24 protein-coding genes are annotated in these 23,093 nt (G+C 69.1%); 13 read left to right on the forward strand and 11 right to left on the reverse strand.

Annotated elements, in window-relative coordinates:
• Nucleotides 1-292 precede the first annotated feature (292 nt).
• The 4 genes from dnaB to HD557_RS26955 all read left to right on the forward strand — a co-directional run bounded on the left by dnaB (nucleotide 293) and on the right by HD557_RS26955 (nucleotide 3,491).
• Nucleotides 293-1,723 carry a replicative DNA helicase gene (dnaB, locus tag HD557_RS26940; protein WP_008355432.1) on the forward strand — a complete coding sequence of 477 codons (1,431 nt, stop codon included), beginning with the start codon at nucleotides 293-295 and terminating at the stop codon, nucleotides 1,721-1,723.
• A 118-nt stretch (nucleotides 1,724-1,841) separates the two neighbouring features.
• Nucleotides 1,842-2,441, forward strand: a complete 600-nt coding sequence (locus HD557_RS26945) for a sulfite oxidase-like oxidoreductase (RefSeq protein WP_196876131.1) — start codon at nucleotides 1,842-1,844, stop codon at nucleotides 2,439-2,441.
• Between the two features lie 2 nt (nucleotides 2,442-2,443).
• Nucleotides 2,444-3,169, forward strand: coding sequence for a ferredoxin reductase (locus tag HD557_RS26950; protein WP_008355428.1), 726 nt, complete (start codon nucleotides 2,444-2,446; stop codon nucleotides 3,167-3,169).
• A 43-nt stretch (nucleotides 3,170-3,212) separates the two neighbouring features.
• A complete protein-coding gene (locus HD557_RS26955) occupies nucleotides 3,213-3,491 on the forward strand; it encodes a DUF6510 family protein (protein WP_196876132.1) in 279 nt (92 codons plus the stop codon).
• Here the strand turns inward: HD557_RS26955 and HD557_RS26960 are convergent.
• The 3 genes from HD557_RS26960 to HD557_RS26970 are packed head-to-tail and all read right to left on the reverse strand — an operon-like array spanning nucleotide 3,460 to nucleotide 6,067.
• Nucleotides 3,460-4,728, reverse strand: a complete 1,269-nt coding sequence (locus HD557_RS26960; protein ID WP_196876133.1) for a low temperature requirement protein A — start codon at nucleotides 4,726-4,728, stop codon at nucleotides 3,460-3,462. The genes HD557_RS26955 and HD557_RS26960 overlap by 32 nt on opposite strands.
• Nucleotides 4,728-5,717 carry an alpha/beta hydrolase gene (locus tag HD557_RS26965; protein WP_196876134.1) on the reverse strand — a complete coding sequence of 330 codons (990 nt, stop codon included), beginning with the start codon at nucleotides 5,715-5,717 and terminating at the stop codon, nucleotides 4,728-4,730. Before HD557_RS26965 ends, HD557_RS26960 begins: the two co-directional genes overlap by 1 nt.
• A 5-nt stretch (nucleotides 5,718-5,722) precedes the next feature.
• On the reverse strand, nucleotides 5,723-6,067 hold the full coding sequence (locus HD557_RS26970; RefSeq protein WP_196876135.1) for a putative quinol monooxygenase: 345 nt from the start codon (nucleotides 6,065-6,067) through the stop codon (nucleotides 5,723-5,725).
• A gap of 177 nt (nucleotides 6,068-6,244) precedes the next feature.
• On the opposite strand from HD557_RS26970, the gene HD557_RS26975 reads away from it, so the two are divergent.
• Complete coding sequence (locus HD557_RS26975) at nucleotides 6,245-7,141, forward strand: AraC family transcriptional regulator (RefSeq protein ID WP_196876136.1); 897 nt, start codon at nucleotides 6,245-6,247, stop codon at nucleotides 7,139-7,141.
• A 182-nt stretch (nucleotides 7,142-7,323) separates the two neighbouring features.
• Here the strand turns inward: HD557_RS26975 and HD557_RS26985 are convergent, their stop codons facing one another.
• From HD557_RS26985 to HD557_RS26995, 3 genes are all read right to left on the reverse strand, one after another.
• A complete protein-coding gene (locus HD557_RS26985) occupies nucleotides 7,324-7,782 on the reverse strand; it encodes a GNAT family N-acetyltransferase (RefSeq protein WP_196876137.1) in 459 nt (152 codons plus the stop codon).
• Nucleotides 7,783-7,877: 95 nt separating this feature from the next.
• Entirely contained in the window at nucleotides 7,878-10,907 is a 3,030-nt protein-coding gene (locus tag HD557_RS26990; protein WP_196876138.1) for a family 16 glycoside hydrolase, read from the reverse strand.
• Between the two features lie 125 nt (nucleotides 10,908-11,032).
• Nucleotides 11,033-11,632, reverse strand: coding sequence for a TetR/AcrR family transcriptional regulator (locus HD557_RS26995; protein WP_008355411.1), 600 nt, complete (start codon nucleotides 11,630-11,632; stop codon nucleotides 11,033-11,035).
• Nucleotides 11,633-11,703: 71 nt separating this feature from the next.
• Here HD557_RS26995 and HD557_RS27000 point away from each other — a divergent pair, with 71 nt between their 5' ends.
• Nucleotides 11,704-12,204: a DnaJ family domain-containing protein gene (locus tag HD557_RS27000; RefSeq protein ID WP_040754628.1), complete on the forward strand. Its 501-nt coding sequence runs from the start codon at nucleotides 11,704-11,706 to the stop codon at nucleotides 12,202-12,204.
• 18 nt (nucleotides 12,205-12,222) lie between these two features.
• Here the strand turns inward: HD557_RS27000 and HD557_RS27005 are convergent, their stop codons facing one another.
• On the reverse strand, nucleotides 12,223-12,660 hold the full coding sequence (locus tag HD557_RS27005; RefSeq protein ID WP_008355409.1) for a MarR family winged helix-turn-helix transcriptional regulator: 438 nt from the start codon (nucleotides 12,658-12,660) through the stop codon (nucleotides 12,223-12,225).
• A gap of 86 nt (nucleotides 12,661-12,746) precedes the next feature.
• Between HD557_RS27005 and HD557_RS27010 the strand changes: the two genes are divergently transcribed.
• Entirely contained in the window at nucleotides 12,747-13,643 is an 897-nt protein-coding gene (locus tag HD557_RS27010; protein ID WP_196876139.1) for an alpha/beta hydrolase, read from the forward strand.
• Here the strand turns inward: HD557_RS27010 and HD557_RS27015 are convergent.
• Entirely contained in the window at nucleotides 13,640-14,080 is a 441-nt protein-coding gene (locus tag HD557_RS27015) for an iron chaperone (protein ID WP_196876140.1), read from the reverse strand. The genes HD557_RS27010 and HD557_RS27015 overlap by 4 nt on opposite strands.
• A gap of 74 nt (nucleotides 14,081-14,154) precedes the next feature.
• Complete coding sequence (locus HD557_RS27020) at nucleotides 14,155-14,832, reverse strand: TetR/AcrR family transcriptional regulator (RefSeq protein ID WP_008355406.1); 678 nt, start codon at nucleotides 14,830-14,832, stop codon at nucleotides 14,155-14,157.
• A 103-nt stretch (nucleotides 14,833-14,935) separates the two neighbouring features.
• Between HD557_RS27020 and HD557_RS27025 the strand changes: the two genes are divergently transcribed.
• Genes HD557_RS27025 through HD557_RS27040 form a run of 4 tightly spaced genes read left to right on the forward strand, consistent with a single transcriptional unit; the run spans nucleotide 14,936 to nucleotide 19,446 of the window.
• Nucleotides 14,936-16,093, forward strand: coding sequence for an acyl-CoA dehydrogenase family protein (locus tag HD557_RS27025; RefSeq protein ID WP_231380477.1), 1,158 nt, complete (start codon nucleotides 14,936-14,938; stop codon nucleotides 16,091-16,093).
• A 44-nt stretch (nucleotides 16,094-16,137) separates the two neighbouring features.
• Nucleotides 16,138-17,115: an AurF N-oxygenase family protein gene (locus HD557_RS27030; RefSeq protein ID WP_231380478.1), complete on the forward strand. Its 978-nt coding sequence runs from the start codon at nucleotides 16,138-16,140 to the stop codon at nucleotides 17,113-17,115.
• Between the two features lies 1 nt (nucleotide 17,116).
• Nucleotides 17,117-17,935 (forward strand): alpha/beta fold hydrolase, encoded by an 819-nt coding sequence (locus HD557_RS27035; protein WP_008355403.1) that lies wholly within the window; start codon nucleotides 17,117-17,119, stop codon nucleotides 17,933-17,935.
• Entirely contained in the window at nucleotides 17,932-19,446 is a 1,515-nt protein-coding gene (locus HD557_RS27040) for a flavin-containing monooxygenase (protein WP_196876142.1), read from the forward strand. Before HD557_RS27035 ends, HD557_RS27040 begins: the two co-directional genes overlap by 4 nt.
• Here the strand turns inward: HD557_RS27040 and HD557_RS27045 are convergent.
• Both HD557_RS27045 and HD557_RS27050 read right to left on the reverse strand, forming a co-directional pair.
• Complete coding sequence (locus HD557_RS27045; RefSeq protein WP_196876143.1) at nucleotides 19,443-20,093, reverse strand: class I SAM-dependent methyltransferase; 651 nt, start codon at nucleotides 20,091-20,093, stop codon at nucleotides 19,443-19,445. The genes HD557_RS27040 and HD557_RS27045 overlap by 4 nt on opposite strands.
• A gap of 15 nt (nucleotides 20,094-20,108) precedes the next feature.
• Nucleotides 20,109-20,867 (reverse strand): IclR family transcriptional regulator, encoded by a 759-nt coding sequence (locus HD557_RS27050; RefSeq protein WP_008355401.1) that lies wholly within the window; start codon nucleotides 20,865-20,867, stop codon nucleotides 20,109-20,111.
• 125 nt (nucleotides 20,868-20,992) lie between these two features.
• Between HD557_RS27050 and HD557_RS27055 the strand changes: the two genes are divergently transcribed.
• A complete protein-coding gene (locus tag HD557_RS27055) occupies nucleotides 20,993-21,565 on the forward strand; it encodes a tripartite tricarboxylate transporter TctB family protein (protein ID WP_196876144.1) in 573 nt (190 codons plus the stop codon).
• Nucleotides 21,566-21,569: 4 nt separating this feature from the next.
• Nucleotides 21,570-23,075 carry a tripartite tricarboxylate transporter permease gene (locus tag HD557_RS27060; protein ID WP_008355398.1) on the forward strand — a complete coding sequence of 502 codons (1,506 nt, stop codon included), beginning with the start codon at nucleotides 21,570-21,572 and terminating at the stop codon, nucleotides 23,073-23,075.
• Nucleotides 23,076-23,093 lie beyond the last annotated feature (18 nt).

Below are 23,093 nucleotides of genomic sequence, written 5' to 3' on the forward strand. Positions count from 1 at the left end.
CAGGTCAGAGTGGGTTTACTGATTACGTTGCACTAGTTATGCACAGCCAGTTCCCCAGGCTGTTCACATTGACCAGGGTGTCGTCCACCGCTATCCCCTGGTTATCCCCAGGGCCTGTGGATAACCCTCTGTCGCCGATGTGGTCTGCGACGTAGGGTCGCGGAGACTTGAGGTGTCGTCGAGGGTCGGCCCGGGACTGCGCGAGCAGAACTGTCGGTGCTCACCCGTAGCGTGGGAACCGGACCGACCGAGATCACGCCGCGACGATCCGCAGACATGGAGGGGCAAGGGAATGAGCGTCACTGAGACCGGCTCGATGGACGGTCCGGGCGACTTCCCGGAGCCGCCCTTCGAGGAGTGGGGCGACGGCCCCGCGGCGTACGAGCCGGGCAACGCTCCGCGCGCGGTCAACGACCGCACCCCGCCGCAGGACATGGCCGCCGAGCAGGCCGTCTTGGGCTCGATGCTGATCTCCAAGGACGCCATCGCCGACGTCTCCGAGACGCTGCGCGGCACCGACTTCTACCGCCCGACCCACGAGTCGATCTACGACTCGATCCTCGATCTCTACAGCCGCGGCGAGCCGGCCGACATGGTCACCGTCGCCGACGACCTGCGGCGCAAGGGCGAGCTCGAGCGCATCGGTGGTGCGCCCTACCTGCACACGCTCGCCTCCAACGTCCCGATCGCCGCCAACGCGGCCTACTACGGCGAGATCGTCCGCGACAAGTCCGTCCTGCGGCGCCTGGTCGAGGCCGGCACCAAGATCGTGCAGATCGGCTACGCCGGCGAGGGCGAGGTCGACAACATCGTCGACGAGGCCCAGGCCGAGGTCTTCAAGCTCACCGACAAGCGCTCCGGTGAGGACTACTCGCCACTCGCCGACATCATGGACGGCGTCCTCGACGAGATCGAGGCGATCTCCAACCGCGAGGCCGGCCTCTACGGCGTCCCGACCGGCTTCGCCGACTTCGACGAGCTCACCAACGGCTTCCACTCCGGCCAGATGATCATCGTCGCGGCCCGACCCGCGATGGGTAAGTCGACCCTGGCCCTCGACTTCTGCCGGGCGGCCTCGATCCACAACAACCTGACCAGCGTCTTCTTCAGCCTGGAGATGAGCCGCTCCGAGATCACCATGCGTCTCCTCTCCGCGGAGGCGAAGGTGCCGCTCAACCACATCCGCAACGGCAACATGTCCGACGACGACTGGAACAAGCTGGCCCGCAAGATGGGCGAGGTCTCCAGCGCGCCGATGTTCATCGACGACAGCCCCAACATGACGATGATGGAGATCCGCAGCAAGGCCCGAAGGCTCAAGCAGCGCCACGACCTCCGGCTCATCGTGATCGACTACCTCCAGCTGATGAGCTCCGGCAAGAAGGTCGAGTCCCGTCAGCTCGAGGTCTCCGAGTTCTCCCGTCAGATCAAGCTGCTGGCCAAGGAGCTCGAGGTCCCGATCATCGCGCTCTCCCAGCTCAACCGTGGTTCCGAGCAGCGCGCCGACAAGCGCCCGGCCGTCTCCGACCTCCGTGAGTCCGGATCGCTCGAGCAGGACGCCGACATGGTCGTCCTCCTCCACCGTGACGACGTCTACGAGAAGGAGTCGACCCGCCCCGGCGAGGCGGACGTGATCATCGCCAAGCACCGTAACGGCCCCACCCGCGACCTCGTCGTCGCCTTCCAGGGTCACTACAGCCGCTTCGTCGACATGGCCCACTGACGCCTCGGGCGACGCCGAGCTCGTTTCCCACCACGGGGGCCGAGCTTTGGAACTACGCTGCGATGGGGCGCGGCACCCGACAGCCGCTGACCCTCGAGAGAAGGGTAGGTGGCTTGAGATGGTGCACGTGACGCGCGGCTTCACGGGCAGGCACCCTGCAACGGACGACCGACTGCCTCCTGGGCAATACCTGACCGACGACTTTCCCGTGCTGTCCGCCGGTCCGACACCCGCCATCCGACGAGACGAGTGGACCTTCAGCATCAGGGACGGAGACCAGGCCCTGCGATCCTGGACATGGGACGAGTTCACGGCCCTGCCCGCGGAGGACATCACGGTCGACATCCACTGCGTGACTCGTTGGAGCCGACTGGACACCGCCTGGAGAGGTGTCGCCATCGACGATCTCCTGGCAGACGTCGACACCGCGGCCGAGTACGTGCTCGCTCGCTCCTACGGCGGCTACACCACGAACCTTCCGCTCGAGGACCTGCTCGACGGCAAGGCCTGGATCGCTTACGAACACGACGGGGACGACCTTCCCGCCGAGCACGGCGGACCAGCTCGACTTCTGGTCCCGCACCTGTACCTCTGGAAGTCCGCCAAGTGGATCAAGAGCCTCGATCTCGTCGATGACGACGACCCGGGCTTCTGGGAGTCGCTCGGCTATCACGACTACGGCGACCCATGGCGCGAACAGCGATACCAGGGCGACTAGGCGTGCGGCGCTGGCAGAGCGCCACCGTGACCGGAAGTCGCGCGGAGACGGCCACGGCCCACACCTTGTCCCTGCGGGTCGACGAATGGAATGGCCACCTGCCCGGGCAGCACGTCGATGTTCGGCTGACCGCCCCGGACGGCTACCAGGCCGTACGCAGCTACTCACTCGCAGCGCCGGCCGACGACGGCGTCATCGAGATCACCGTGCAGCGCCTGCCCGGAGGCGAGGTCTCTGAGTTCCTCACCGATATCGCCATGATCGGCGACGAGCTCGAGGTCCGAGGCCCTCTCGGCAACTGGTTCGTGTGGGATCAGGAGGACCCTTCGCCCGTTCTCCTCGTCGCGGGCGGATCGGGCGTCGTTCCTCTCATGTCCATGATCCGTGCTCGCCACCAAGCCGACATCCAGACACCATTTCACCTCATCCACTCCGTACGAACCCCGCAGGATCGCATCTACGGAGACGAGCTCACCCGGCTCGCAGCCCAGGCCGGAGGGCCTTCGGTGACGTGGCTGTACACACGCACCGCACCCCCGTCCGAGACGCGTCCGCCAGGTCGACTCCGTCAGAACGATCTCGACGACGGAAGCAGTTGGACGTCGGGGGCAACGCCGACCTGTTTCATCTGCGGCCCCACCGGTTTCGTCGAAGACGCGGCGAACCACCTGCTCGCAGCCGGGCACCATGCCGACCGGATCCGTACCGAACGTTTCGGCGGCCGGTGAGCGAGACCACTGCACCACGAGTCATGGAAAGGAAGACCCTGTCATGAGCGAACACCGTGACGGCAACGCGCTAGCAGGACCGCTCGCCGACATCTTCACCGTCGAAGCCACCACCGCCGAGGTGCGGTGCCGAGCCTGTGGGCTGTCGACAACGCTGGCCCAGCTCGTCGTCTACGGGCCCGAGCCGGGCCTCGTGGGACGCTGCCCAGGGTGCACCGAATACGTCATCCGCGTGGCGACGACGCCGTCAGGCACCTGGCTCGACCTCGGCGGAGCCACCTCGTTCCACTTCACATCGACGGTCGACGTTCCGATCCGCTGAGAGCGTGCGGGGCGAGGGCGGCCGCGAGATCGCGGTGTCCGACGAGCTCGAACCCCGCGATGGGGATCACGGCCGCGACCGCGATCACCGCCAGGCCCACGGCGATGGAGACGCCCGCTGCGACCAGGACGACGGCCAGGACGGTCACTGCCGAGGTGCCGATGATCAGGCCGACGTGACGACGGTTGCGGCTTCTGACCAGGGTGCTCCACTGGGCGTAGAGCATCCAGACGAAGATCACCAGGGGGATCGCGACCGTCAGGATGGTGGGTACGGCCCCGATCTCGGAGTCGTGCTCGAGGCGGAGTGCGGCGACGTGCAGGCCGGCACCGACGGCCACGATCGCGCCCACGATGACGTGGTGCCCGTAGGACCAGAAGAACACCCGCTCCCGGTGGACTCGGAGGACGAGTGCTGAGGGGACGGTGAAGTACATCCACCACATCGCGAGCGCGAGCCCGATCCCCGCGGTCGCGGTCACGGCCGCATCGATGCTCCAACCGGCGGGACCGTGCACTGTCGCCGACACCGCGGCGATGGTGCCGAGGACGACCTCGCCGAGGGCGACGATGACGAGCAGCCCGTAGCGCTCCGCGACGTGGTCGGCGTTCCAGGGAGTCCCGCCCTTCCCGCGCTGCGCGATCACCGGCCCGACCGTCTCGATCGCGAGCAGCGCCACCCCGACGACTGCAGCTGCGGGCAGCGGAAGGGCGGCCGCCACGAGGATCGTCCATCCGGCCTGGGCGAGGGCGATGGTCCAGAAGTACGTCATCAGTGCCGGCCGACGTACCGGATCGTTGCGGGCCGCCCGCAGCCACTGGACCGCCATCGGCACGCGCATCACGACATAGCCGCCGACCACGATGCCGTAGCCGCCGTCCTCGGCCCCGGCGAGCGAGGCGAACATCTCGGGCAGCCCGAGCGCGACGATGCCGACGCCGACCATCTGCACCATGGTGGTGAGCCGGCAGATCCAGTCGTCCTCGTCGTACGCCGATGCGAACCAGGTGTAGCTGCCCCAGGCCCACGAGATCAGAACGACCCCGAGGCAGAATCCGACGACCCCGACAGCTGGCCGGCCCGCCGCGACGTGGTGCGCCAGCTCGTCGGCCGCTTGTCCGAAGGCGACGATGAACACCAGGTCGTACAGCAGCTCCAGCGGGGTGGCCGATCGGTGCTCCTCGGCCGGTGAGCGACCCACCAGGCTGCGCCGACGGTGCGCGAGTGCGCTGGCCATCAGCTCGCGAGCCTCGGGTCGCAGAGCACGCGCGAGAGCCAGTCGCTTCGGGCGGCTCGTGCTGCCTGCGACACCTGGGCCTGGGGGAAGAGGGCATCGAAACCGTGGAAGCCACCGGCCCAGACGTGGAGCTCGGCCTGCCCGCCCGCGGCCCAGATGCGGGAGGCGTACGCGACGTTCTCGTCGCGGAAGACCTCGGCACTACCCGCGTCGACATAGGTGGTCGGCAGCCCGGCGAGATCCTCGTCGAGCGCCGGCGAGACGTAGCCGGGAACGTCGCCGTCGGCGAGATCGCCGAGGACCGATCGCCAACCGAACTCGTTCGCCTCGCGGGACCAGACACCGGGACCCGTGAACTGGCGGCTGGACTCCGTCGTGTTGCGATGGTCGAGCATGGGGCAGATCAGGACCTGAGCCGCGATCGCCGGACCTCGCCGATCGCGCGCCAGCAGGGTGGCGCCGGCCGCGAGCCCGCCACCCGCGCTCGTACCGGCAACGATGATCCGAGCGGGATCGATGCCGAGCTCGTCCGCGTGCGAGGCCACCCAGCTGAGGCCGGCATAGCAGTCCTCCACGAGCGTCGCCCCCGATGCCTCGGGCGCGAGGCGGTAGTCGACCGACACCACGGTGGCGCCGAAGCTTTCGAGCCAGTCGAGCGGGATGTCGATCTGGGAGAAGCGGTCACCCATGACCATCCCGCCGCCGTGCACCCAGTAGATGCACGGGGCCGCCGTGCCGGGTTCGCCGCCTCTCGCCGGGGTGAGGATGGTGAGAGGGAGAGGCGCGCCGTCGAAGCTGCGGACGGTGATGTCGCGCTGGTTCAGATCGTGCCCGGCAAGCGCCACCTCGGCGTCGACGGTCGCGAACGGGCGGATCATGGGAAGGGTCTCCGCGCTGAGCGGAGGAACCTCGGGCATGTCGGCGAGCAGCGCGCCGAGCTCAGGATCGAGGCTCGGCCGAGCGGTCGTCATGGTGGCTGCGTCGTCCATGGCGGTCACCGGCCGGTGGCGGACGGGGACAGGGCCGGGGCAAGGATCGCCTTGCCGCCCAGCGGGACGAAGTCGGCGTACGTCGAGTCGGCGACGAGCTCTGCGAAGCGGGCGATGTAGCCCTGCGACTCGGGGTCGTCGAAGACGGCGTGGTGCACCTCTTCGCTCACCCAGCCTTCTACGAGGTGGACCACGTCGGGCTGGGTGGCCGACCGGCTGACCAGGAACACGAGGCAGCCCTCGTGCGCGGAGGGTCCGGCGGTGGGACCGGAGAGCAGGAGCTCGACGAGCTCGTCCGCCTTCCCCTCCTTGGCGGTCATGGTGGCCTGGAATCCGTACTCGATGTTCATCGCTGTCGCCTTTCGGGTGGTGTGCTCCGCACCGATCGGTGCGGGGCTTTCGACCCGTTCAGCGAACCAGTCCGGGCTTCCGCGGCGTGAGACCAGACATCGCCGATGATTGCCTGATCCTGCTCGAAGAAGCAGAACCAGGCGACGACAGCCAGGTTGGCGACGTACCTTCGTCAGGTGACCGACACCCCGCTCGAAGAGCTGCGCCGACGCATCGAGAAGCACGCCCGGCCCGACCAGACGACCCCGATCGAGGGGATGCTGCTCGCCCGCGCCGATGCGGTGGAGGCACCGTCGACCAACGGTTCCGGCACGGTCTTCGCGCTGATCACCCAGGGGCGCAAGCGGATCTCGGTGGGCGATCGCGTCCTCGAGTACGGTCCCGGGCAGTACCTCGTCGCCTCTGTCGACGTCCCGATCACCGGTCACTACAGCGAGGCCTCTCCGGACCGGCCCGCGCTCGGATTCGGGCTCGTGCTGCGGCCCGCCGCCATCGCGTCACTGCTGCTGGAGGCGCCACCGGGGGTGGTGGCCGTACGGAACAGTGCCGCCCCTCCTGCGATCGGTGTCGCCGACGCCGAGCCCGAGCTGATCGACGCCGTCCTGCGGATGGTGCGCCTCATCGACCGGCCGCAGGACCGGGCGGTGCTCGCGCCGATGGCGGAGCGGGAGATCATCTGGCGACTGCTCACCGGCCCGCTCGGAGCGAACCTCGCGCAGATCGGGGTCGCCGACAGCTGCACCACCCAGATCAGCCGCGCGGTGCGGTGGATCACCGAGAACTACGCCGAACCGTTCCGCGTCGACGAGCTTGCCGGCAGCTGCGGGCTCAGCGTCTCCGCCTTCCACCGCAAGTTCCAGGGCATCACGGCGCTCAGCCCGATCCAGTTCCAGAAGCAGATCCGGCTCCACCAGGCACGACTGCTCCTGGTCTCGGGAGCCGACGACGTCGCGACGGTCGCCCACCGGGTCGGCTATGACAGCGCCACCCAGTTCAACCGCGAGTACCGCCGTCGCTACGGCGAGGCCCCCGGCCGCGACACCAGCCGGCTGAGGAGTCTCTCCGCGGGCTGACCAGGCATCCGATGCCGTGACCGGGTCAGGAGTCCCGAGGGTCGGCCGCGGCCCGGGCGCGCTCGATGTCGGGTACGTGGGTCTCGGCCCACTCCCGAAGCGCGCTCAGCGGCGGCAGGTGCGTGAACCGCATCGGCTCGGAGTGCGAAGCCGTGGAGTGGCCGTGCTCCGGGACGGCCAGATCAGTTCGCCAGATCGAGCGACCAGGTCACGACCCGATCGCCGTCGTCGTACTCCCACGGGTCGGAGACAGCGGTGAAGCCCGCCCGTTCGTAGAGCGCGATGGCGCGTACGTTCGTCTCTCTGACATCCAGCTCGATGCGCTGGAGCCCGGCAGCCCGCGCATGTTCGGCGGCGTCTGCGACCAAGGCTGCGCCCATGCCGCGCGAAGTGGTCGACGGGTCGACGCAGAGCCGGGACAGCAGCGCGACGCCCTTCTCTCTGGTGAGAGTGAGCGCGAACCCGTCGGGTGCCGACCCGACGACGGCGAAGCGTACGGTCGGCTCGTCGAACGCCGCTTGCGCTCGCCGCGCAGCTTCGTCGGCGACACCCGTGCCGTCTCGGGCGACCATCACGCGCGTCCACAGATCGACGCAGCGGGCGACGTCGCCGATGGATCCGGGGTGGATCGAGAAACTCATGCGTCCAGTGTCGCCTCTTGGCGGCAGTCACACGTGCGCCGGCGTGAGCGCCCTGCATAAGCAGGGCGCCCCGCCGGCGCGAACGTTGATCGACGTCAGTCGGTGAGCTCCTTCACCTGGACGTTGCGGTAGTAGACGGTCTCACCCCCGCCGTGGTTCTGCATGCCGACGAAGCCGGCGAGGTCGCGGGCGGGGTCGGTGCTGGTGAAGTCGTTCACCAGGGTCCCGTTGAGGAAGATCTTGACGGTCGAGCCCTCGACGCGGATGTCGTACGAATTCCACGACCCGACCGGCTTGAGGGCGGCCGCGACAGCCTCCGGGTCCGCTCCCTGGAAGGTGTAGATGGCGCCGGTGGTGCGGTCCGGGGCGTCGGTGGCGTCGATCTGGACCTCGTAGCCCTGGTTGACCGCGACCCACGGGTCGTTGCCGGGGTTGGGGAAGCCGATGAAGACGCCGCCGTTGTTGTCGTTGACCAGCTTCCAGTCGAGCTTCAGGCTGTACTCGCTGAACTCCTGCTCGGCGTACCACAGCAGGCCCAGGCCGTTGGTCGTACGCAGCGAGCAGTCGTCCTGCCGGCCGAACGAGCCCGGTCCGGCCATCCGCCACGGGGCCAGCGAGGCCAGGGTCCCGTCGAAGAGCGACGTGTAGCCCGGGGCGGGTCGCCGCGGCGTACAGACGTCCTCGCCGCCGCCGACCTTGAGCACGTCGAAGTTCACGTTCCCGTCGTCGCCCTCCTCGTAGCGAAGGGTGATCCGGTTGACGCCGGCCTTCAGCCGCATCGGCCGGGTCGCGGTGCCCCAGGTCTGCCAGTCGCCGGTGGACTCCAACGCCCACGGCTCGACCTCGGTGCCGTTGAGGTAGACCGAGACCCGCTTCGTGCCGGGCGCCGGGTCGGGGCCGTTGGCGTAGCGCAGCCGGACCGGGTACGTCCCGGCGCGTGCGATCTTCGCATCGAAGGTGACCGAGGCACCGATGTTGCCGAAGCCGTCCACGAACCCGGAGCCGGAGTAGCCGTTGTGCTCGACCGCGACGTTGGCGCTGCCGCGCAGGGTGGCCTCCTCAGCCTCGAGGTAGTTGCGGTCGGCCGGCGACTCGTAGCCGGGGATCGAGTTGAGCGTGTACCACGCCTCGGTGTTCCACAGCTCCTTGCCGCCCTCGCTGGAGAAGGGCCGCGGCGAGCGCAGGTGCACGACCCGGCCCTCCTCGAGGCCGTCCACGGTGAGCCTCACCGAGGTGCGGTCGGCGGACACCTCCGCGCCCGAGACGAACAGCGGACGCTCGTCGACCTTCGGGCCGCCGTACGTCGGCCGCGGCGCGTAGCGCCAGTGGGTCATCCGGAACGCGGCGTTCGGGTCCGCGGCGATCTTCTCGACCGTCTCCTGGGACAGCGGCTTCGTGTAGCGGATCTCGAAGCCGTTCCTGGTGGCGCGCATCTGGTGCATGTCGAACGCCGAGCCGTCGTTGGGGCTCATCCGCTGCAGGCCGTAGCGGAGCTTGCCCGGCTCGCTCCAGTTGCCGGCCTCGCCGATGCCGCCGACGTAGATCGACCCGTCAGGGCCGAGCAGGGTGCGGTTCACCCCGGCCTCGAGGCCGGCGGAGTAGCGGAACACCGCGCCCTGGTACTCGCCCTCGACCTTCTCCAGGAAGCCGCGCTGCAGGCCGCCGTAGGTGACGTCGCCGAAGATCATCTGACCGGCGTACGCACCCTTCTCCAGCATCATGGGGCTGCTCGGAGAGTTGCCGATCTCGTTCTGCGGCACCCACAGGGCGGGGCCGGTGACCGGCTGGTCGTCGAACGGGCCGGCCGGGTTGGTGTAGTGGTTGAAGAACCGCCCGGGCTTGACGTGCACCAGCTTCGAGCTGGGCAGCCAGGCGCCCTGGTTGTCCATCACGAACAGGTCGCCGTCGGGTCCGCGCATCATCCCGTTCGGCGTACGCAGCCCGCCCGCGACATAGCTGACCTGACCGGTCTTGCGGGAGATCTTCACCGTCGTGCCGCGGTTGCGCGCCGGCTGCGGGTCGGTGGTCGCGCCACCGAAGTTGATGGCGACGGAGAGGTTGACGTAGAAGTTCTCCTCGTCGTGGAGGAGGCCGAAGGCGAACTCGTGGAAGTTCTCGCCGAAGGGCCACTCCGCCACCTTCCGGTGGTCGTCGTAGAAGCCGTCCCCGTCGGGGTCGGTCAGCTCGGTGAGCTGGTCACGCTCGGAGACGAAGATCGACTCGCCGATGACGGCCACGCCCATCGGGTTGAACAGGTCGGTGGCGACCTTCTCGACCGTGACGTCCTCGGGCCCGTCGGCGGTGCGGGCGTTGCTGAGCAGGAAGATCTCGCCCGGCTCGGGGTTCTCCACCCAGCCGGACGGGCTCACCGACCCGGAGGTCACCACGGCGAGCCGGCCGTCCGCCGCCCAGTCCAGCGCGGACACCATCGGCTCGAAGCCCTCGGGCCGCAGGTCGGTCAGGTCGTACGCCGGGTGCACGCTGTCCAGCTGCATGCCGTCACCGGCGGTGTCGTTCTGCCCCTCGCAGTACTTCGTGCCCGGTGCGGTCACCCGCACCACCCCGGTCTCGGTGCTCAGGACCTCGGTCGGCACCAGCGCGAAGTCCGCCGCGCCCGGCGGACGCCACTGCAGGCGCAGCACCTCGCCGCCGCCGTTCTCGAAGTGCTCCACCCGCAGATCGTGGAAGCCCTCGCTCAGGCTGACGGAACCGTCCTTGGCGGTCTCCCCGTGCAGCCCGTCGTGGTTGATGACCTCCGAGCCGTCGATGACCAGCCGGGAGCCGTCGTCGCTGATCAGCCGGAAGTCGTACGTCCCGGCAGCATCGATGCGCAGGTTGGCCAGGGCGTGCGAGATGAACCGCTCGGCGAGGCCGAAGTCCTCCGGCGAGTCGTAGTCGATGACCGAGGTGAGCCTGTCGACGTTGGGCGTCTGGCCTGCGCGCAGCGTGCACAGCTGCTCGATCGGCCGGCTCATGTCATAGGTGCGCAGCGTGACGCCGGGCTCCTGTGGTGGTAGCTCCGCCTCCTCGGCGGCAGCCGCGGGGCCGCTGCCGAGCAGCGCGGCCACGACTGACAGGCCGACGAGTGGGCCGAGCACGGCCCTGGACGGGGGAACATGGATCATGGGGGCCTCCGCGAGAGATGTGGCGTGAGTCACATCAGAAGGTAGGGACCCTGCGAGACTTCGTCAAGAAGTTTGAGAACTTTCGCAAGTAACTTGGAAATGTGCGGAGGTGGCGATACCGAGGATCAGGATCCCGAGAAGAGTCGGTCGAGGTGTTGATCGACGGCAGCGAGCGCAGCTCCGGGTTCGATCACGCCGAGCTCCAGGAGCGGCGTGAACCCGGTCAGCGCGAGGATGAGATCGGTCTCGATCGCAGGGTCGCGTTCCGAAGGGATCTGGCCGTCGGCGATCGCCTGCCGGATGAGGCGCTCGACCAGGTCTCGTCCCTCCCTGAGCCCGGCGCGCGCCACCTCGCGCAGCTCGGGGTCGTGCAGCGCCTCGAGGACGTACGCCGCATTCATCCGGCTCGTGGTGTGAGCGTCGGGGTGCAGCGGGAGCATCTCCGTGACGACCACCCGCAGGACGTCTCGGGGGTGAGGATGCTGGCCGAGCCCGGCCAGACCGTTCGCCACCCGAGATGAGGTCTGCTCGGCGGCGAACTCCATCGCGAAGGCCAGCATCGAGGCACGGGACGAGAAGTAGTGCTGGAGCTGTCCGAGGGACACGCCCGCCTCGTGGGCGACCTCGCGCATGGTCGCGCGGGGCCACCCCTGTTGCTCGACCACCCGCCACAGCGCGTGCGCGATCGCTTCCCGTCGTTCGCGGTGGTCGACGATCTTCGGCATCTCCGTGGCCTCCCTGGTTTCAATACGCGTGACATAATACAGGTGACTTATATCCGCAAAGAGGTCAGGTGATGAGTGTGCAGCCCCATGACCCGTACGCCTTCGCGATCGACGACGCGGTCGGGGTGGCGCTGCTGGCCGACTTCCAGGTCCGGAAGGCGATCGCACGTGGCGACTTCGACGACCTGCCCGGCAGTGGCGAGCCGATCGACCTGCCGGACCAGCATGACCCGGAGTGGTGGGTCCGGAGCCTCGTCCAGCGTGAGCGCATCGCGCTGCTGCCGTCGTCCATCCAGCTCCGCAAGGACGACGCCGTCCTAGATGAGCGCCTGGACGAGCTGGTGGACGAGAAGGCCGTACGCCGCGAGATCGACGACTTCAACGAACGCGTGATCCGCGCTCGCTACGAACCGCCGGCGGGACCGCCACTGATCACGATGCCGCGCGACCCCGACGCCACGGTGGCCGCATGGGCGGAGCGCCGAGCGGCGCGAGCGGCGAAGACCCGCGAGCCCGCTCGGGCGGCTGGGCCGCGGCGGACCCGACGGCCCAGATTCTTCCGCCGCCGGTAGACGACCGGTCCGGGTCGCTCACCGCGACAGCTCCTCCAACGCCGTCCGGAGCTGGCTCAGGACCCGCGCGGTCGTCGCCAGATCGTCGGCCGCGATCCCCTGCAGGCGCTCGGCGATCACCGCGTCGACGGTCGGCGTGGCCGCGGTGAGGGCGCGCTCACCGTCTGGCGTGAGCGCCAGGATCGAGGACCGCCGGTCGTTGGGGTTCGATGCCCGCCGGCACAGGCCCGCCGCCTCCAGCCGGTCGACGGCCTTGCTCGCCGTGCCGACGCCGATGTCCATCGACGCCACGATGTCGGAGACGCGGCACTCAGGAGTCGTCGCGATCAGGTCGAGCATCTGGAACTGCCCGAGGGTGAGGCCATCGTGTCCGGCGCGCACCCTCGCGTCCAGCTGGTTGAAGAGCCGCGTCTCGGCGCGGACGAGGTCGGAGAAGAACTGCCAGCCGTCGGGCATGAGGAAAAACCTGCTTCCAGGGAATTATATCGAAAGGAATCTACTTCCATCCGATACAACTATCGTCCCATGCAGGAGGCATCATCGTGAGCAAGCAGCAGCGCGACGCACTGGACGCAGCGATCCGCGACTTCCCCTTCGACCCCTCGGTGAGCGTCGAGGAGGCCCGTGCCGGCTTCGACGCCGGCCAGACCCGGCCGTTGCCCGACGAGGCGCGGGCGCGGGCGGTCACGATCGGCGGGATCCCCGGACTAGAGCTGTATCGCGACGCCACCGAAGGCACCCTGTTGTACCTCCATGGTGGCGGATACGTCGTCGGCTCCGCGCGCACCGGTGCCTCGCTCGCCGATGGCCTGGCCGGTCGCGCCGGGCTGCGAGCGATCTCGATCGACTACCGGCTCGCCCCGGAGGCTCCGTATCCGGCGGCCGTGGAAGACGGGCTCGCGGCGTACCGTGGCCTGCTCGACGCGGGCGTGGAGCCTGATCGGCTCGTCCTGGCCGGTGACTCGGCCGGGGGCGGCCTGACGATGGCGACCCTGCTGGCCGCGCGGTCGGCCGGTCTGCCGCAGCCGGCCGCCGCGGTGCTGTTCTCGCCGTGGACGGACCTCACGCTCTCCGGTGCGACGATCGAGACCAAGCTCGATGCCGACCCGCTCTTCGACCGTGCCGCCCTCGAATGGTTCGCCCGTCGCTACCTCGGCAGCGCCGATCCGACCGATCCGCTGATCAGCCCCGCATTCGCCGACCTCGCCGGTCTTCCCCCGCTTCTGATCCAGGTCGGCTCCCACGAGGTGCTGCTGGACGACTCCCTCCGGCTCGCCGCCAGGGCGGCCGAGGCGGACGTGGAGGTGATCCTCGAGGTCGGTGCCGAGCTGCCGCACGTCTTCCAGAACCAGGCCGGTTCGCTCGACGAGGCCGATGCGGCGCTCGACCGGGCGAGCCGGTTCCTCTCGGAGCGGCTCGCGGGGGCGCTCGCGGTCTAGCTCACCGCCCGCGTGACCAGCTCGGTGAGCTTCTCCTCGACGGCGGGGGTCATGGTCGTCACTGCGAAGACGGTCGGCCAGATGTCGCCGTCGTCGAGGTTCGCCCACTCCTGGAAGCCGATCTCGGCGTAGCGCATCTTGAACTTCCCGGCGCACTTGTAGAACACCACGACCTTGCCGTCGGCGTTCGCGTAGGCCGGCATGCCGTACCAGGTCTTCGGTGCCAGGTCGGGGGCGTGCGTGGTGACGACCCGGTGGAGCGTCTCGCCGATGGCGCGGTCGTTGTCGTCCATCGCCTCGATCTTCGAGAGGCAGTCGGCGAGGTCCGCCTCGGCCTTCTTGCTGCCGCTGCCACGCTTGGCGGCCGTCCTCCGCTCGGCGGCCGCCTCCTTCATGGCGGCCTTCTCTTCCTCGGTGAATGTGCTGCTGTTCGCCATCGGTCTTCCCTTCCTGGTCGGTCTGTTGAGACGAGCCTAGAAAGTCCGGAGCACGTACGCTTCTTCGTTCCTGATCAGTCGAGCGGCGTGTAGACCATGTCCTCGCGGACCTCGAGCCCGAGGTCGTCGAGCATGTCGATGAGCACCACGACCACCTGCCGGGTGAGCCGGCCGACGAGCTGGTCCCTGGTCTCGTCGTGGTGGTCGAGCCACCAGATGATGCTGGCGTCGACCATGCCCATCAGGCCGGCGAGGATGCCGTCCGAGGGCGTGTCGCTGATGTCGGAGGCGCGAAGGTAGGAGCCCATCGCGTCGATGAGCTCGTCGAGGAAGCGGTTGCGTCCCATCCGGGCCCGGTGCAGGGCCCTGGTCTGGTGCTGTGCGGCGACGAACCGGTAGAGGTTCGGGTGCTCGTCGGCCCAGGCGACACAGGACTCGAGGATGCCGCCGACGACCTCATGCGGGGTCCCGGCACGGGCGAGATGAGGGCGTACGCGGCGGATCAGCTCGGTCGACGCGAACCGGACGACCTCGGCGTCGAGCTGCTCCTTGCTGGCGAAGTGCCGGTAGACGTTCGGGCGGGGGAGGCCCGCGCGCTCGGCGACCTGGGCCATGCCGACGCCGGGCCCGCGCTCCTCGATCGCCTCGACGGCCGCCTCGACCACCTGGGCGCGGCGTGCGTCGTTGTCGAGCGCCTCCTTCGCGGAACGGCGCCGGACCGTGGAATCCACCCACTTCACCACGTCAACCACATCGTCACCCTAGCGAGACATCACCGGCTACACCTTGTATCCAGCGGATAAGTGGGACACCATGTCCTTGATACAGCATGTACCCACCACCGAAAGGCCACGCATGTCCCGCCGCTCGCCCTGGATGGACCAGGACCTCGACGACCTACGCGACCTTGCCCGGACCTTCTTCGAGAAGGAGGTCAAGCCGAACATCGACACCTACATCGCCGACAAGCACGTCGACCGTGAACTGTGGCGCAAGGCCGGCGAGCTGGGCCTGCTGTGCCTCTCGATCCCGGAGGCGTACGGCGGTGGCGGCGGCACCTTCGCCCACGAGGCCGTGCTGATCGAGGAGCAGGCCCGGGTCGGCGACACCGCCTTCGGTGCCTCGCTGCACAGCGGGATCGTGGCCCACTACCTGCTGGCGTACGGCACCGAGGAGCAGAAGAACGAGTGGCTCCCGAAGCTCGCCTCCGGCGAGGTGGTCTCCGCGATCGCGATGACCGAGCCCGGCACCGGCTCCGACCTGCAGGGCATCCGCACCAAGGCGATCAAGGACGGCGACGAGTACGTCGTCAACGGCGCCAAGACGTTCATCACCAACGGCCTCCTGGCCGACATGGTGCTGGTCGCGGTGAAGACCAACCCCGAGGAGGCGGCCGCCGGGATCTCGCTGGTCATCGTCCCGACCGATGCCGAAGGCTTCCGTCGTGGCCGGGTGCTCGACAAGATCGGGATGAAGGGGCAGGACACCTGCGAGCTCTTCTTCGACGACCTACGCATCCCCGCGTCGAACCTGCTCGGCGACAAGGAGGGCGACGGGTTCGTCCAGCTGATGATGCAGCTGCCGCAGGAGCGGCTGATCGTGGCGGTCGGCAGCGTGGCGGCGATGGAGTTCTGCTTCGAGGAGACCCTGCGGTACGTCAACGAGCGCACCGCCTTCGGCCGGCCGGTCTTCGGCTTCCAGAACACCAAGTTCGAGATGGCCGAGATCGCGACCGAGGCCCGGGTCGCCCGCTCCTTCATCGACGAGTGCGTCGAGCTGCACGTCAAGGGCGAGCTCGACATTCCGACCGCCGCGATGGCCAAGTACTGGAGCTCCGAGCGCGCCGGCATCGTCGTCGACAAGTGCCTCCAGCTCTTCGGCGGCTACGGGTTCATGGAGGAGTACCCGATCGCCCGCGCCTTCACCGACCTCCGCGTCCAGCGCATCTACGCCGGCACCACCGAGATCATGAAGGAGATCATCAGCCGATCCCTTCCGGTCCCCACCCGATGAGAACTCCGACGAGAGCTCCGACGAGAACCATGAAGGAGGTCGTCATGAACACGACGACGAAGCAGTCCTACTACGACACCCTGCGGACGCTCTCGGAGGCGTCGGTGGACCAGCACTTCCAGGCGTTCAAGGACATCGCCTGGGACGACCCCGAGTTCCACCTCGACCCGAACGACGAGCGCTTCATCCTCACCGACGCCGACGAGATCGGCCGTCACGAGTGGTACAAGTCGCTCTCGAAGGAGCGCCAGATCCAGGTCGGCGTCTACCGCTACGCGCAGATCGCGAAGGTCGGGCGCCAGTTCGAGCAGGTGCTCATCGCCGGGGTGATGCACCACCTGATCCTGGCGAAGGACGGCAACCCCGAGTTCCGCTACGCGATGCACGAGGTCACCGAGGAGACCCACCACATCCAGATGTTCCAGGATTCGGTCAACCGGTTCGTGGAGAACTCCGGGGTCGACGGTGTCGCCGGGGCCCCGGGATGGTTCGCCTGGCTGGCGCCGCTGGTGACGTCGGCCGGGACCTGGTTCCCGGAGATCTTCTTCGTCGGCATCCTCGGCGGCGAGGAGCCGATCGACCACCTGCAGAAGAGCATCCTGCGGGCCGGCGGCAGCCACCCGCTGATCGACCGCGTGATGCAGATCCACATCGCCGAGGAGGCGCGCCACATCGGCTTCGCGCACCAGTACCTGGAGCACCACTGGGCGCGGATGAACCCCGTCAAGCGGCGCGCGCTGACCTACCTGTTCCCGGTCGTCATGCGACTCCTGTGCGACGTGATCATGGTGCCGAGCAAGCAGGCGCGCGAGGACATGGGCATCCCGAAGGACGTCGCCAAGGAGATCTGGTGGAAGTCCGAGGACTCCGAGAAGCTCCTGCGCGACCTCTTCTCGGACGTACGCCTCCTGGCCGACAACCTGGGCATCCGCAAGGGACCGGCCAGGCTGGTCTGGCGGGCCCTGGGCATCGACGGGCGGGCTGCGCGCTTCCGCGCGGAGCCCTCGAACGCGGCGGTCTGACGTGCTGGCGTACGAGAGCGCCGGCTCGGGCGAGCCGCTGCTGCTGATCCACGGCATCGGCCATCGCCGCCAGGCCTGGCACCCGGTCGTCGACCGGCTCGCCGAGCACCACGAGGTGTTCCTGGTGGACCTGCCCGGGCACGGTGAGTCGCCGGCCCATGTGACCGACGGCCGCTCGCCGCGGCAGGCGCTGATCGAGCCGCTGGAGGAGTTCATGGCAGCGGCCGGTCTGGAGCGTCCGCACGTGGTGGGCAACAGCCTGGGTGCGCTGATCTCCCTGGAGATGAGCAAGCACGGGCTCGCCCGGAGCGTCACCGCGATCTCCCCGGCCGGTTTCTGGCGCAACGACGTCGAGTTCGCCTACGTGCGGGCGCTGTTCGCCTCGGTCATCGCCACCTCGGGCGTGCTGAAGCCGGTCGCGCCGTGGCTGCTGCGTCACCCCTGGGGCCGGACGCTCGGACTCAGCTGGGCGAGCGCCCGGCCGACGCTGATCGCGCCGGAGGTGGCGTACGAGGACCTGCGGAACATGCTCGACTCCAAGCAGGCCGTGCGCGACATCATCCGCGGTGGCTACCTCTTCGACGGTGCCGTGCCGGCGGATGTGCCGATCACGATCGCCTGGGGCAGCAAGGACCGGGTCCTGCGTCCCTACCAGGCCGGCCAGGCGCGGGTGCGCCTGCCCGGAGCCCGCCACGTCGAGCTGCCCGGCTGCGGGCACGTGCCGATGGCGGACGACCCCGACCTGATCGCCGACACCATCCTGGCGACCACCCTGGCGACGACCCAGGACACGAGCACGGACCTCCGGAGGACCGCATGACCACCCACCGCCACGTCGACGTGCTCATCGTCGGGGCCGGCCTGTCCGGTGTGGGCGTCGCCAGCCAGCTGACCCGCGAACGGACCGGGCGGACGCACGCCATCCTCGAGCGCCGCACCGCGATGGGCGGCACCTGGGACCTGTTCCGCTACCCCGGCATCCGCTCGGACTCCGACATGTTCACCTTCGGCTACGGGTTCCGGCCGTGGCACGGCACCAAGGTGCTCGCCGACGGCCCGAGCATCAAGCGCTACATCGAGGAGACCGCGGACGAGTACGGCGTCACCCGGCACACCCACTTCGGCCGCAAGGTCGTCTCCGCCTCCTGGTCCAGCGAGCGTGGCCTGTGGACCACCACGGCGCTCGACGAGACCACCGGCGAGACGGAGGAGTGGACGAGCCACTTCCTCGTCGGCGCGACCGGCTACTACGACTACGACCAGGGTCACCGACCTGTTTTCCCTGGTGAGGACCGGTTCCAGGGCGATCTGATCCATCCGCAGCACTGGCCCGAGGACCTCGACCACACCGGCAAGCGCGTCGTCGTCATCGGCAGCGGCGCCACCGCGATCACCCTGGTCCCGAACATGGCCGAGAAGGCCGAGCACGTCACGATGCTGCAGCGCTCGCCGACGTACGTCGTGCCGGTCCCGGCCGACGACCCGGTCTCGGCCGCGTTCAACCTGCTCAAGGTGCCGAGCCGCGCGGTCTACGGCACCGGCCGCGTACGCAACATCCTGCTGCAGCAGGGCATGTACCGGTTCTGCCGCACCGCTCCCCAGGCTTCCCGGAAGGCGATCCTGGCCGCGATCCGCGCCCAGGTCGGCGGCGAGGTGGACATGAAGCACTTCGAGCCGAGCTACAACCCCTGGGACGAGCGGCTGTGCGTGGTGCCGAACGGTGATCTGTTCTCCGTCCTGCGGCGCGGCGAGGCCTCGATCGTCACCGACACGATCGACACCTTCACCGAGACCGGCATCCGGCTGGCGTCCGGCGAGGAGCTCCCCGCCGACATCGTCATCACCGCCACCGGGCTCAAGATCCAGCTGCTCGGCGGCATGCGCGTCGAGGTCGACGGCGAGCCGGTCGACACCCGCGACCGGATGCTCTACAAGGGCACGCTGGTCGAGGGCGTGCCCAACGCGATGATCGTGATGGGCTACACCAACGCGTCCTGGACGCTGAAGGCCGATCTCGCCGGCGCGTACCTGTGCCGCCTGCTCAAGCACATGGCCCGCAACGGCCACGGCCAGGTGGTCGCGGAGGCGGCGGACGATGATCGCGAGGAGGTCTCCGTGATGGGTGCCTCGATGCGGTCGGGCTACATCCAGCGCGGCGACGCCGTGATGCCCCGCCAGGGCAAGCGGGCCCCGTGGCAGATCCGGCAGGACTACCTCTACGACACCCGCGAGCTGCGGCTCCGCTCCGTCGACGACCCGAACCTCCGGTTCACGTCGCGGACCGTGCCCGCCCCCGTCGCCGCGCCGGTCGGCGAGCGGGTGCCCGCCTAGCGGCCGGCCTCCGGCGCCCGCCCGACGACGATGGCCCCCGGGACCTCGTCGTCGGGTCGCATCAGGAGCTCGGCCTCGATGGCGAAGCCGGCCTCGCGCAGCCATCGGGAGATCTGCTCGGGCCGGCGCCGGTGGCTGTCGACGTTGATCGGGCGCCCGGTGTAGCCCGTGGTCGAGTGCCGGGTCTCGTCGCCGACGTGGAACCCGACCAGGACCGGTGCGCCGGGCCGCAGCACGCGCCGGAACTCCGCGAACACCCCGGGCACCGCTGCGTCGGGGATGTGGATGACGGACCAGAAGGCGAGTACGCCGCCCACGGATCCGTCCGCCAGCGGCAGATCGGTCATCGACCCGACCTCGAACCCGAGATCCGGGTGGTCGCGCCGCGCGATCGCGATCATCTCGGGGGAGAGGTCGATCCCGAACGCGTCGACCCCGAGGTCGTGGAGGTGGCGGGTGACGTACCCGGGACCGCAGCCGACGTCGGCCACCGGCCCACCGCCGCCGTCCCGCACGGTCTCGGCGAAGACGGCCAGCCCCGCACGCAGGTAGGGGCGATCGTCCAGCAGGCCGCGCACCTTCTCGGCGTAGCCGGCGGCGTCCGTGTCGTAGGACTCGCGGGTCTGGTTCAGCCAGTCGTCGGGCATCGCGGCGGCTCCTGGTCAGCCCACGCGCGAGGCGAGGGCGCTTGCCGCCTGGCGCACCTCGTGGCCGAGGGGAGTGGGGTCGGCGAAGGCGGGGTTGGTGGTCTGGCCGGCGACCTGGATCGCCGCGAGGAACTCGCCGTCGGCGCTGATCAGGGGTGCCCCGACCGAGGATGCGCCCACCACGCGCTCGTCGTGGGACGCGACCCAGCCGCGCTGCCGGATCTCCTCGAGCTCACGCCGGAAGTCCTCGAGCGAGACCCGGGTCCCGTCGGCCCGGGTGAACTCGTCGATCCCGCCGAGCACTGACTCGAGATCCTCGGGATCCATGTAGGCAGCGATGACCTTGCCCGCACCGAGGTGGAGCGGCAGCCGCTCGCCGATCGGGAGCACGTAGCGCAACGGGTCGCTGCCCTCGACCCGCGCGATCACCGCGCGCGACGAGCCGGCGCGGACGAAGACGGACGCGGTGAGTCCGGTGGCGGCGGCGAGCTGCTGCAGGATCATCGGCGCGGTGGCCGCCAGCCGGTTGGTGGCCAGGTAGGCGTGGGCCCCGAACAGCATCGCGACACCCGTGCGGTAGCCGGTGCCGTCCTGCTCGACGCGACCGCGGGCCTCGAGCGCGTTGAGGATGCGCTGCGTCGTGGCGACGTGCAGGCCGGCTCGGCGCGCGACCTCGCTCAGTCGCAGCGGCGTACGCGTCGCCTCGAGGACCTCGAGGACGTCGATGGCTCTCTCCAGAGACCGCATCGTGCTTGCCGGTTTCTCCTCGCTCACGTGCCTCCTCCGTTTCGTCGCGACGCATCGAATCCTCGCACCCCCGACCGCGGGGGCTTGACAGGGTGACGACCGTCACGGATAGTTCCTCATGCCGTGATACACCTTATCACAGAATGAGAAACATGAGCGACAACACCAACATCCCCGCCTCCACGGCGGCAGGCGGTCCAGCGACCGCCGACGAGCGACGCAGGTCCGTCCTGCCGTTGGTCGTCGCGGCGCTCGTCGTCGCGATCGGAGCGGCCGCGTTCATCGGCTCGCGCTCCCTCGGCTACTGGGACGACCTCGGGCCCGGGCCAGGCTTCTTCCCGCTCTGGCTCGGCGTGCTCCTGGTCGCGCTGGGGCTCGTCTGGTTCGGCCAGGAGCTGCGAGCCCGCCTCCGTCCTGAGACCCCCGAGAACCCGAACAGACCGGCCGTCGACGAGGAGGAGACGCCCGACTACTCCCTCCCGACCGTGCTGGCCATCCTGGTGAGCCTGTGCGTGCTCGCGGCCTGCCTCGAGCTGGTCGGCTACCAGGTCAGCATGCTGGTCTTCCTGCTCTTCCACCTGCTGGTGGTCGGGCGCCGTGGGCCGCTGCAGTCGCTGGTGATCGCGGTGATCGGGAGCTTCGGCGTCTTCTACGCCTTCACCCGGCTGCTGACGGTTCCGCTGCCGGTCTCCAGCATCCCGTTCCTGCGCGACCTGGGGCTGTGAGGTCATGGACTCCTTCACCGCACTCCTCGACGGCTTCGCCTCCGCGCTGACGCCGCAGAACCTGCTCTTCGCCCTGATCGGCTGCCTGCTGGGCACGATCCTGGGCATCCTGCCGGGTATCGGCTCGACCGCCGGCATGGCGATCCTGATCCCGCTCACCCTGACCATGGACCCGACGAGCGCGATCATCATGCTGGCCGCGATCTTCTACGGGGGCGCGTACGGCGGGACGATCACGAGCGTCCTGCTGAACATCCCGGGCGAGGGCGAGTCGGCGATCACCTGCATCGACGGCTATCAGATGACGTTGCGCGGCCGGGCCGGAGCAGCGTTGGCCACGGCCGGCATCGGCTCGTTCATCGGCGGCACGATCGCCACCCTCGCGCTCGTCGTGGCGGCGAAGCCGCTCTCGGAGCTGGGCCTGCGGATCGGGCCTCCGGAGTTCTTCTCCCTGGTGCTCATCGGTCTGGCCCTGCTGGTCGGCCTGGTGGGGCGGTCGGTCCTCAAGGGGCTCATCTCGGCCTGCCTCGGGCTGCTGATCGCGATGGTCGGCATCGACCCGGTCATGGGCCTGCCCCGGTTCACCTTCGATCAGCCGCACTTCTTCGACGGCATCAGCTACGTACCGGTCCTGGTCGGCATCTTCGGGCTCGGCGAGCTGCTCGCCACCAGCGGCGGCGCGGCTCCCAAGCCCACGGCGCCGACGCTTCGCCAGCTGCTCCCGACGCGGACCGACCTCCGCCGGGCCGCGCCGGCGATCGGACGAGGTGCGTCGATCGGCACCGTCATCGGACTCATCCCCGGGGTGAGCGCGGCGATCTCGTCGCTGCTGGCCTACAGCACCGAGAAGAAGGTCTCGCGCCACCGCGACGAGCTCGGCAGCGGCGCGATCGAGGGCGTGGCCGCTCCCGAGACCGCCAACAACTCGCACAGCAACGCCGCGTTCATCCCGCTCTTCACCCTGGGCATCCCGGCCTCGCCGGCGATCGCGGTGCTCATGGGCGCCTTCCTGCAGAACGGGCTCACCCCCGGACCGCAGCTCTTCACCGAGGCACCCGACCTGGTCTGGACGGTCATCGCGAGCCTGTTCGTCGGCAACCTGCTCCTGCTGGTGCTCAACGTCCCGATGGTGGGGCTCTGGACCCGGATCCTGGCGATCCCCTACTCGGTCCTGCGCGCGGTGATCTTCGCCTTCATCGTGATCGGCTCGTACGCGGTCAACAACAGCGTCATCGACATCTACGTGATGGTGTTCTTCGGGATCGTCGGCTTCGTCTTCCGACAGGTCCATCTGCCGCTCGCCCCGCTGGTCCTGACGCTCATCCTCGGTCCCTTCATCGAGAGCGCGCTGCGGGAGTCCCTGCAGATCTCGCAGGGCGACTTCGGGATCTTCGTCGACCGTCCGCTGTCGCTGGTCTTCCTCCTGGTCGCCCTCGCGGTCCTCGCCGCGTCGGTGTTCAGCGCCGGCCTGAAGAGAAAGGCGGGGCTGCCCACCGACGCCGAAGTCTGACCCACCCCTCCCTCCACG

The sequence above is a fragment of the Nocardioides luteus genome, assembly GCF_015752315.1.
Classification (GTDB): domain Bacteria; phylum Actinomycetota; class Actinomycetes; order Propionibacteriales; family Nocardioidaceae; genus Nocardioides.

What these genes read in the sequence shown, in the direction of transcription:
- dnaB (WP_008355432.1), top strand. Translation starts at nt 293, where the DNA reads ATGAGCGTCACTGAGACCGGCTCGATGGACGGTCCGGGCGACTTCCCG.
- HD557_RS26945 (WP_196876131.1), top strand. Translation starts at nt 1,842, where the DNA reads ATGGTGCACGTGACGCGCGGCTTCACGGGCAGGCACCCTGCAACGGAC.
- HD557_RS26955 (WP_196876132.1), top strand. Translation starts at nt 3,213, where the DNA reads ATGAGCGAACACCGTGACGGCAACGCGCTAGCAGGACCGCTCGCCGAC.
- HD557_RS26960 (WP_196876133.1), bottom strand. Translation starts at nt 4,728, where the DNA reads ATGGCCAGCGCACTCGCGCACCGTCGGCGCAGCCTGGTGGGTCGCTCA.
- HD557_RS26965 (WP_196876134.1), bottom strand. Translation starts at nt 5,717, where the DNA reads ATGGACGACGCAGCCACCATGACGACCGCTCGGCCGAGCCTCGATCCT.
- HD557_RS26970 (WP_196876135.1), bottom strand. Translation starts at nt 6,067, where the DNA reads ATGAACATCGAGTACGGATTCCAGGCCACCATGACCGCCAAGGAGGGG.
- HD557_RS26985 (WP_196876137.1), bottom strand. Translation starts at nt 7,782, where the DNA reads ATGAGTTTCTCGATCCACCCCGGATCCATCGGCGACGTCGCCCGCTGC.
- HD557_RS26990 (WP_196876138.1), bottom strand. Translation starts at nt 10,907, where the DNA reads ATGATCCATGTTCCCCCGTCCAGGGCCGTGCTCGGCCCACTCGTCGGC.
- HD557_RS26995 (WP_008355411.1), bottom strand. Translation starts at nt 11,632, where the DNA reads ATGCCGAAGATCGTCGACCACCGCGAACGACGGGAAGCGATCGCGCAC.
- HD557_RS27000 (WP_040754628.1), top strand. Translation starts at nt 11,704, where the DNA reads ATGAGTGTGCAGCCCCATGACCCGTACGCCTTCGCGATCGACGACGCG.
- HD557_RS27005 (WP_008355409.1), bottom strand. Translation starts at nt 12,660, where the DNA reads ATGCCCGACGGCTGGCAGTTCTTCTCCGACCTCGTCCGCGCCGAGACG.
- HD557_RS27015 (WP_196876140.1), bottom strand. Translation starts at nt 14,080, where the DNA reads ATGGCGAACAGCAGCACATTCACCGAGGAAGAGAAGGCCGCCATGAAG.
- HD557_RS27025 (WP_231380477.1), top strand. Translation starts at nt 14,936, where the DNA reads ATGTCCCGCCGCTCGCCCTGGATGGACCAGGACCTCGACGACCTACGC.
- HD557_RS27030 (WP_231380478.1), top strand. Translation starts at nt 16,138, where the DNA reads ATGAACACGACGACGAAGCAGTCCTACTACGACACCCTGCGGACGCTC.
- HD557_RS27040 (WP_196876142.1), top strand. Translation starts at nt 17,932, where the DNA reads ATGACCACCCACCGCCACGTCGACGTGCTCATCGTCGGGGCCGGCCTG.
- HD557_RS27045 (WP_196876143.1), bottom strand. Translation starts at nt 20,093, where the DNA reads ATGCCCGACGACTGGCTGAACCAGACCCGCGAGTCCTACGACACGGAC.
- HD557_RS27055 (WP_196876144.1), top strand. Translation starts at nt 20,993, where the DNA reads ATGAGCGACAACACCAACATCCCCGCCTCCACGGCGGCAGGCGGTCCA.
- HD557_RS27060 (WP_008355398.1), top strand. Translation starts at nt 21,570, where the DNA reads ATGGACTCCTTCACCGCACTCCTCGACGGCTTCGCCTCCGCGCTGACG.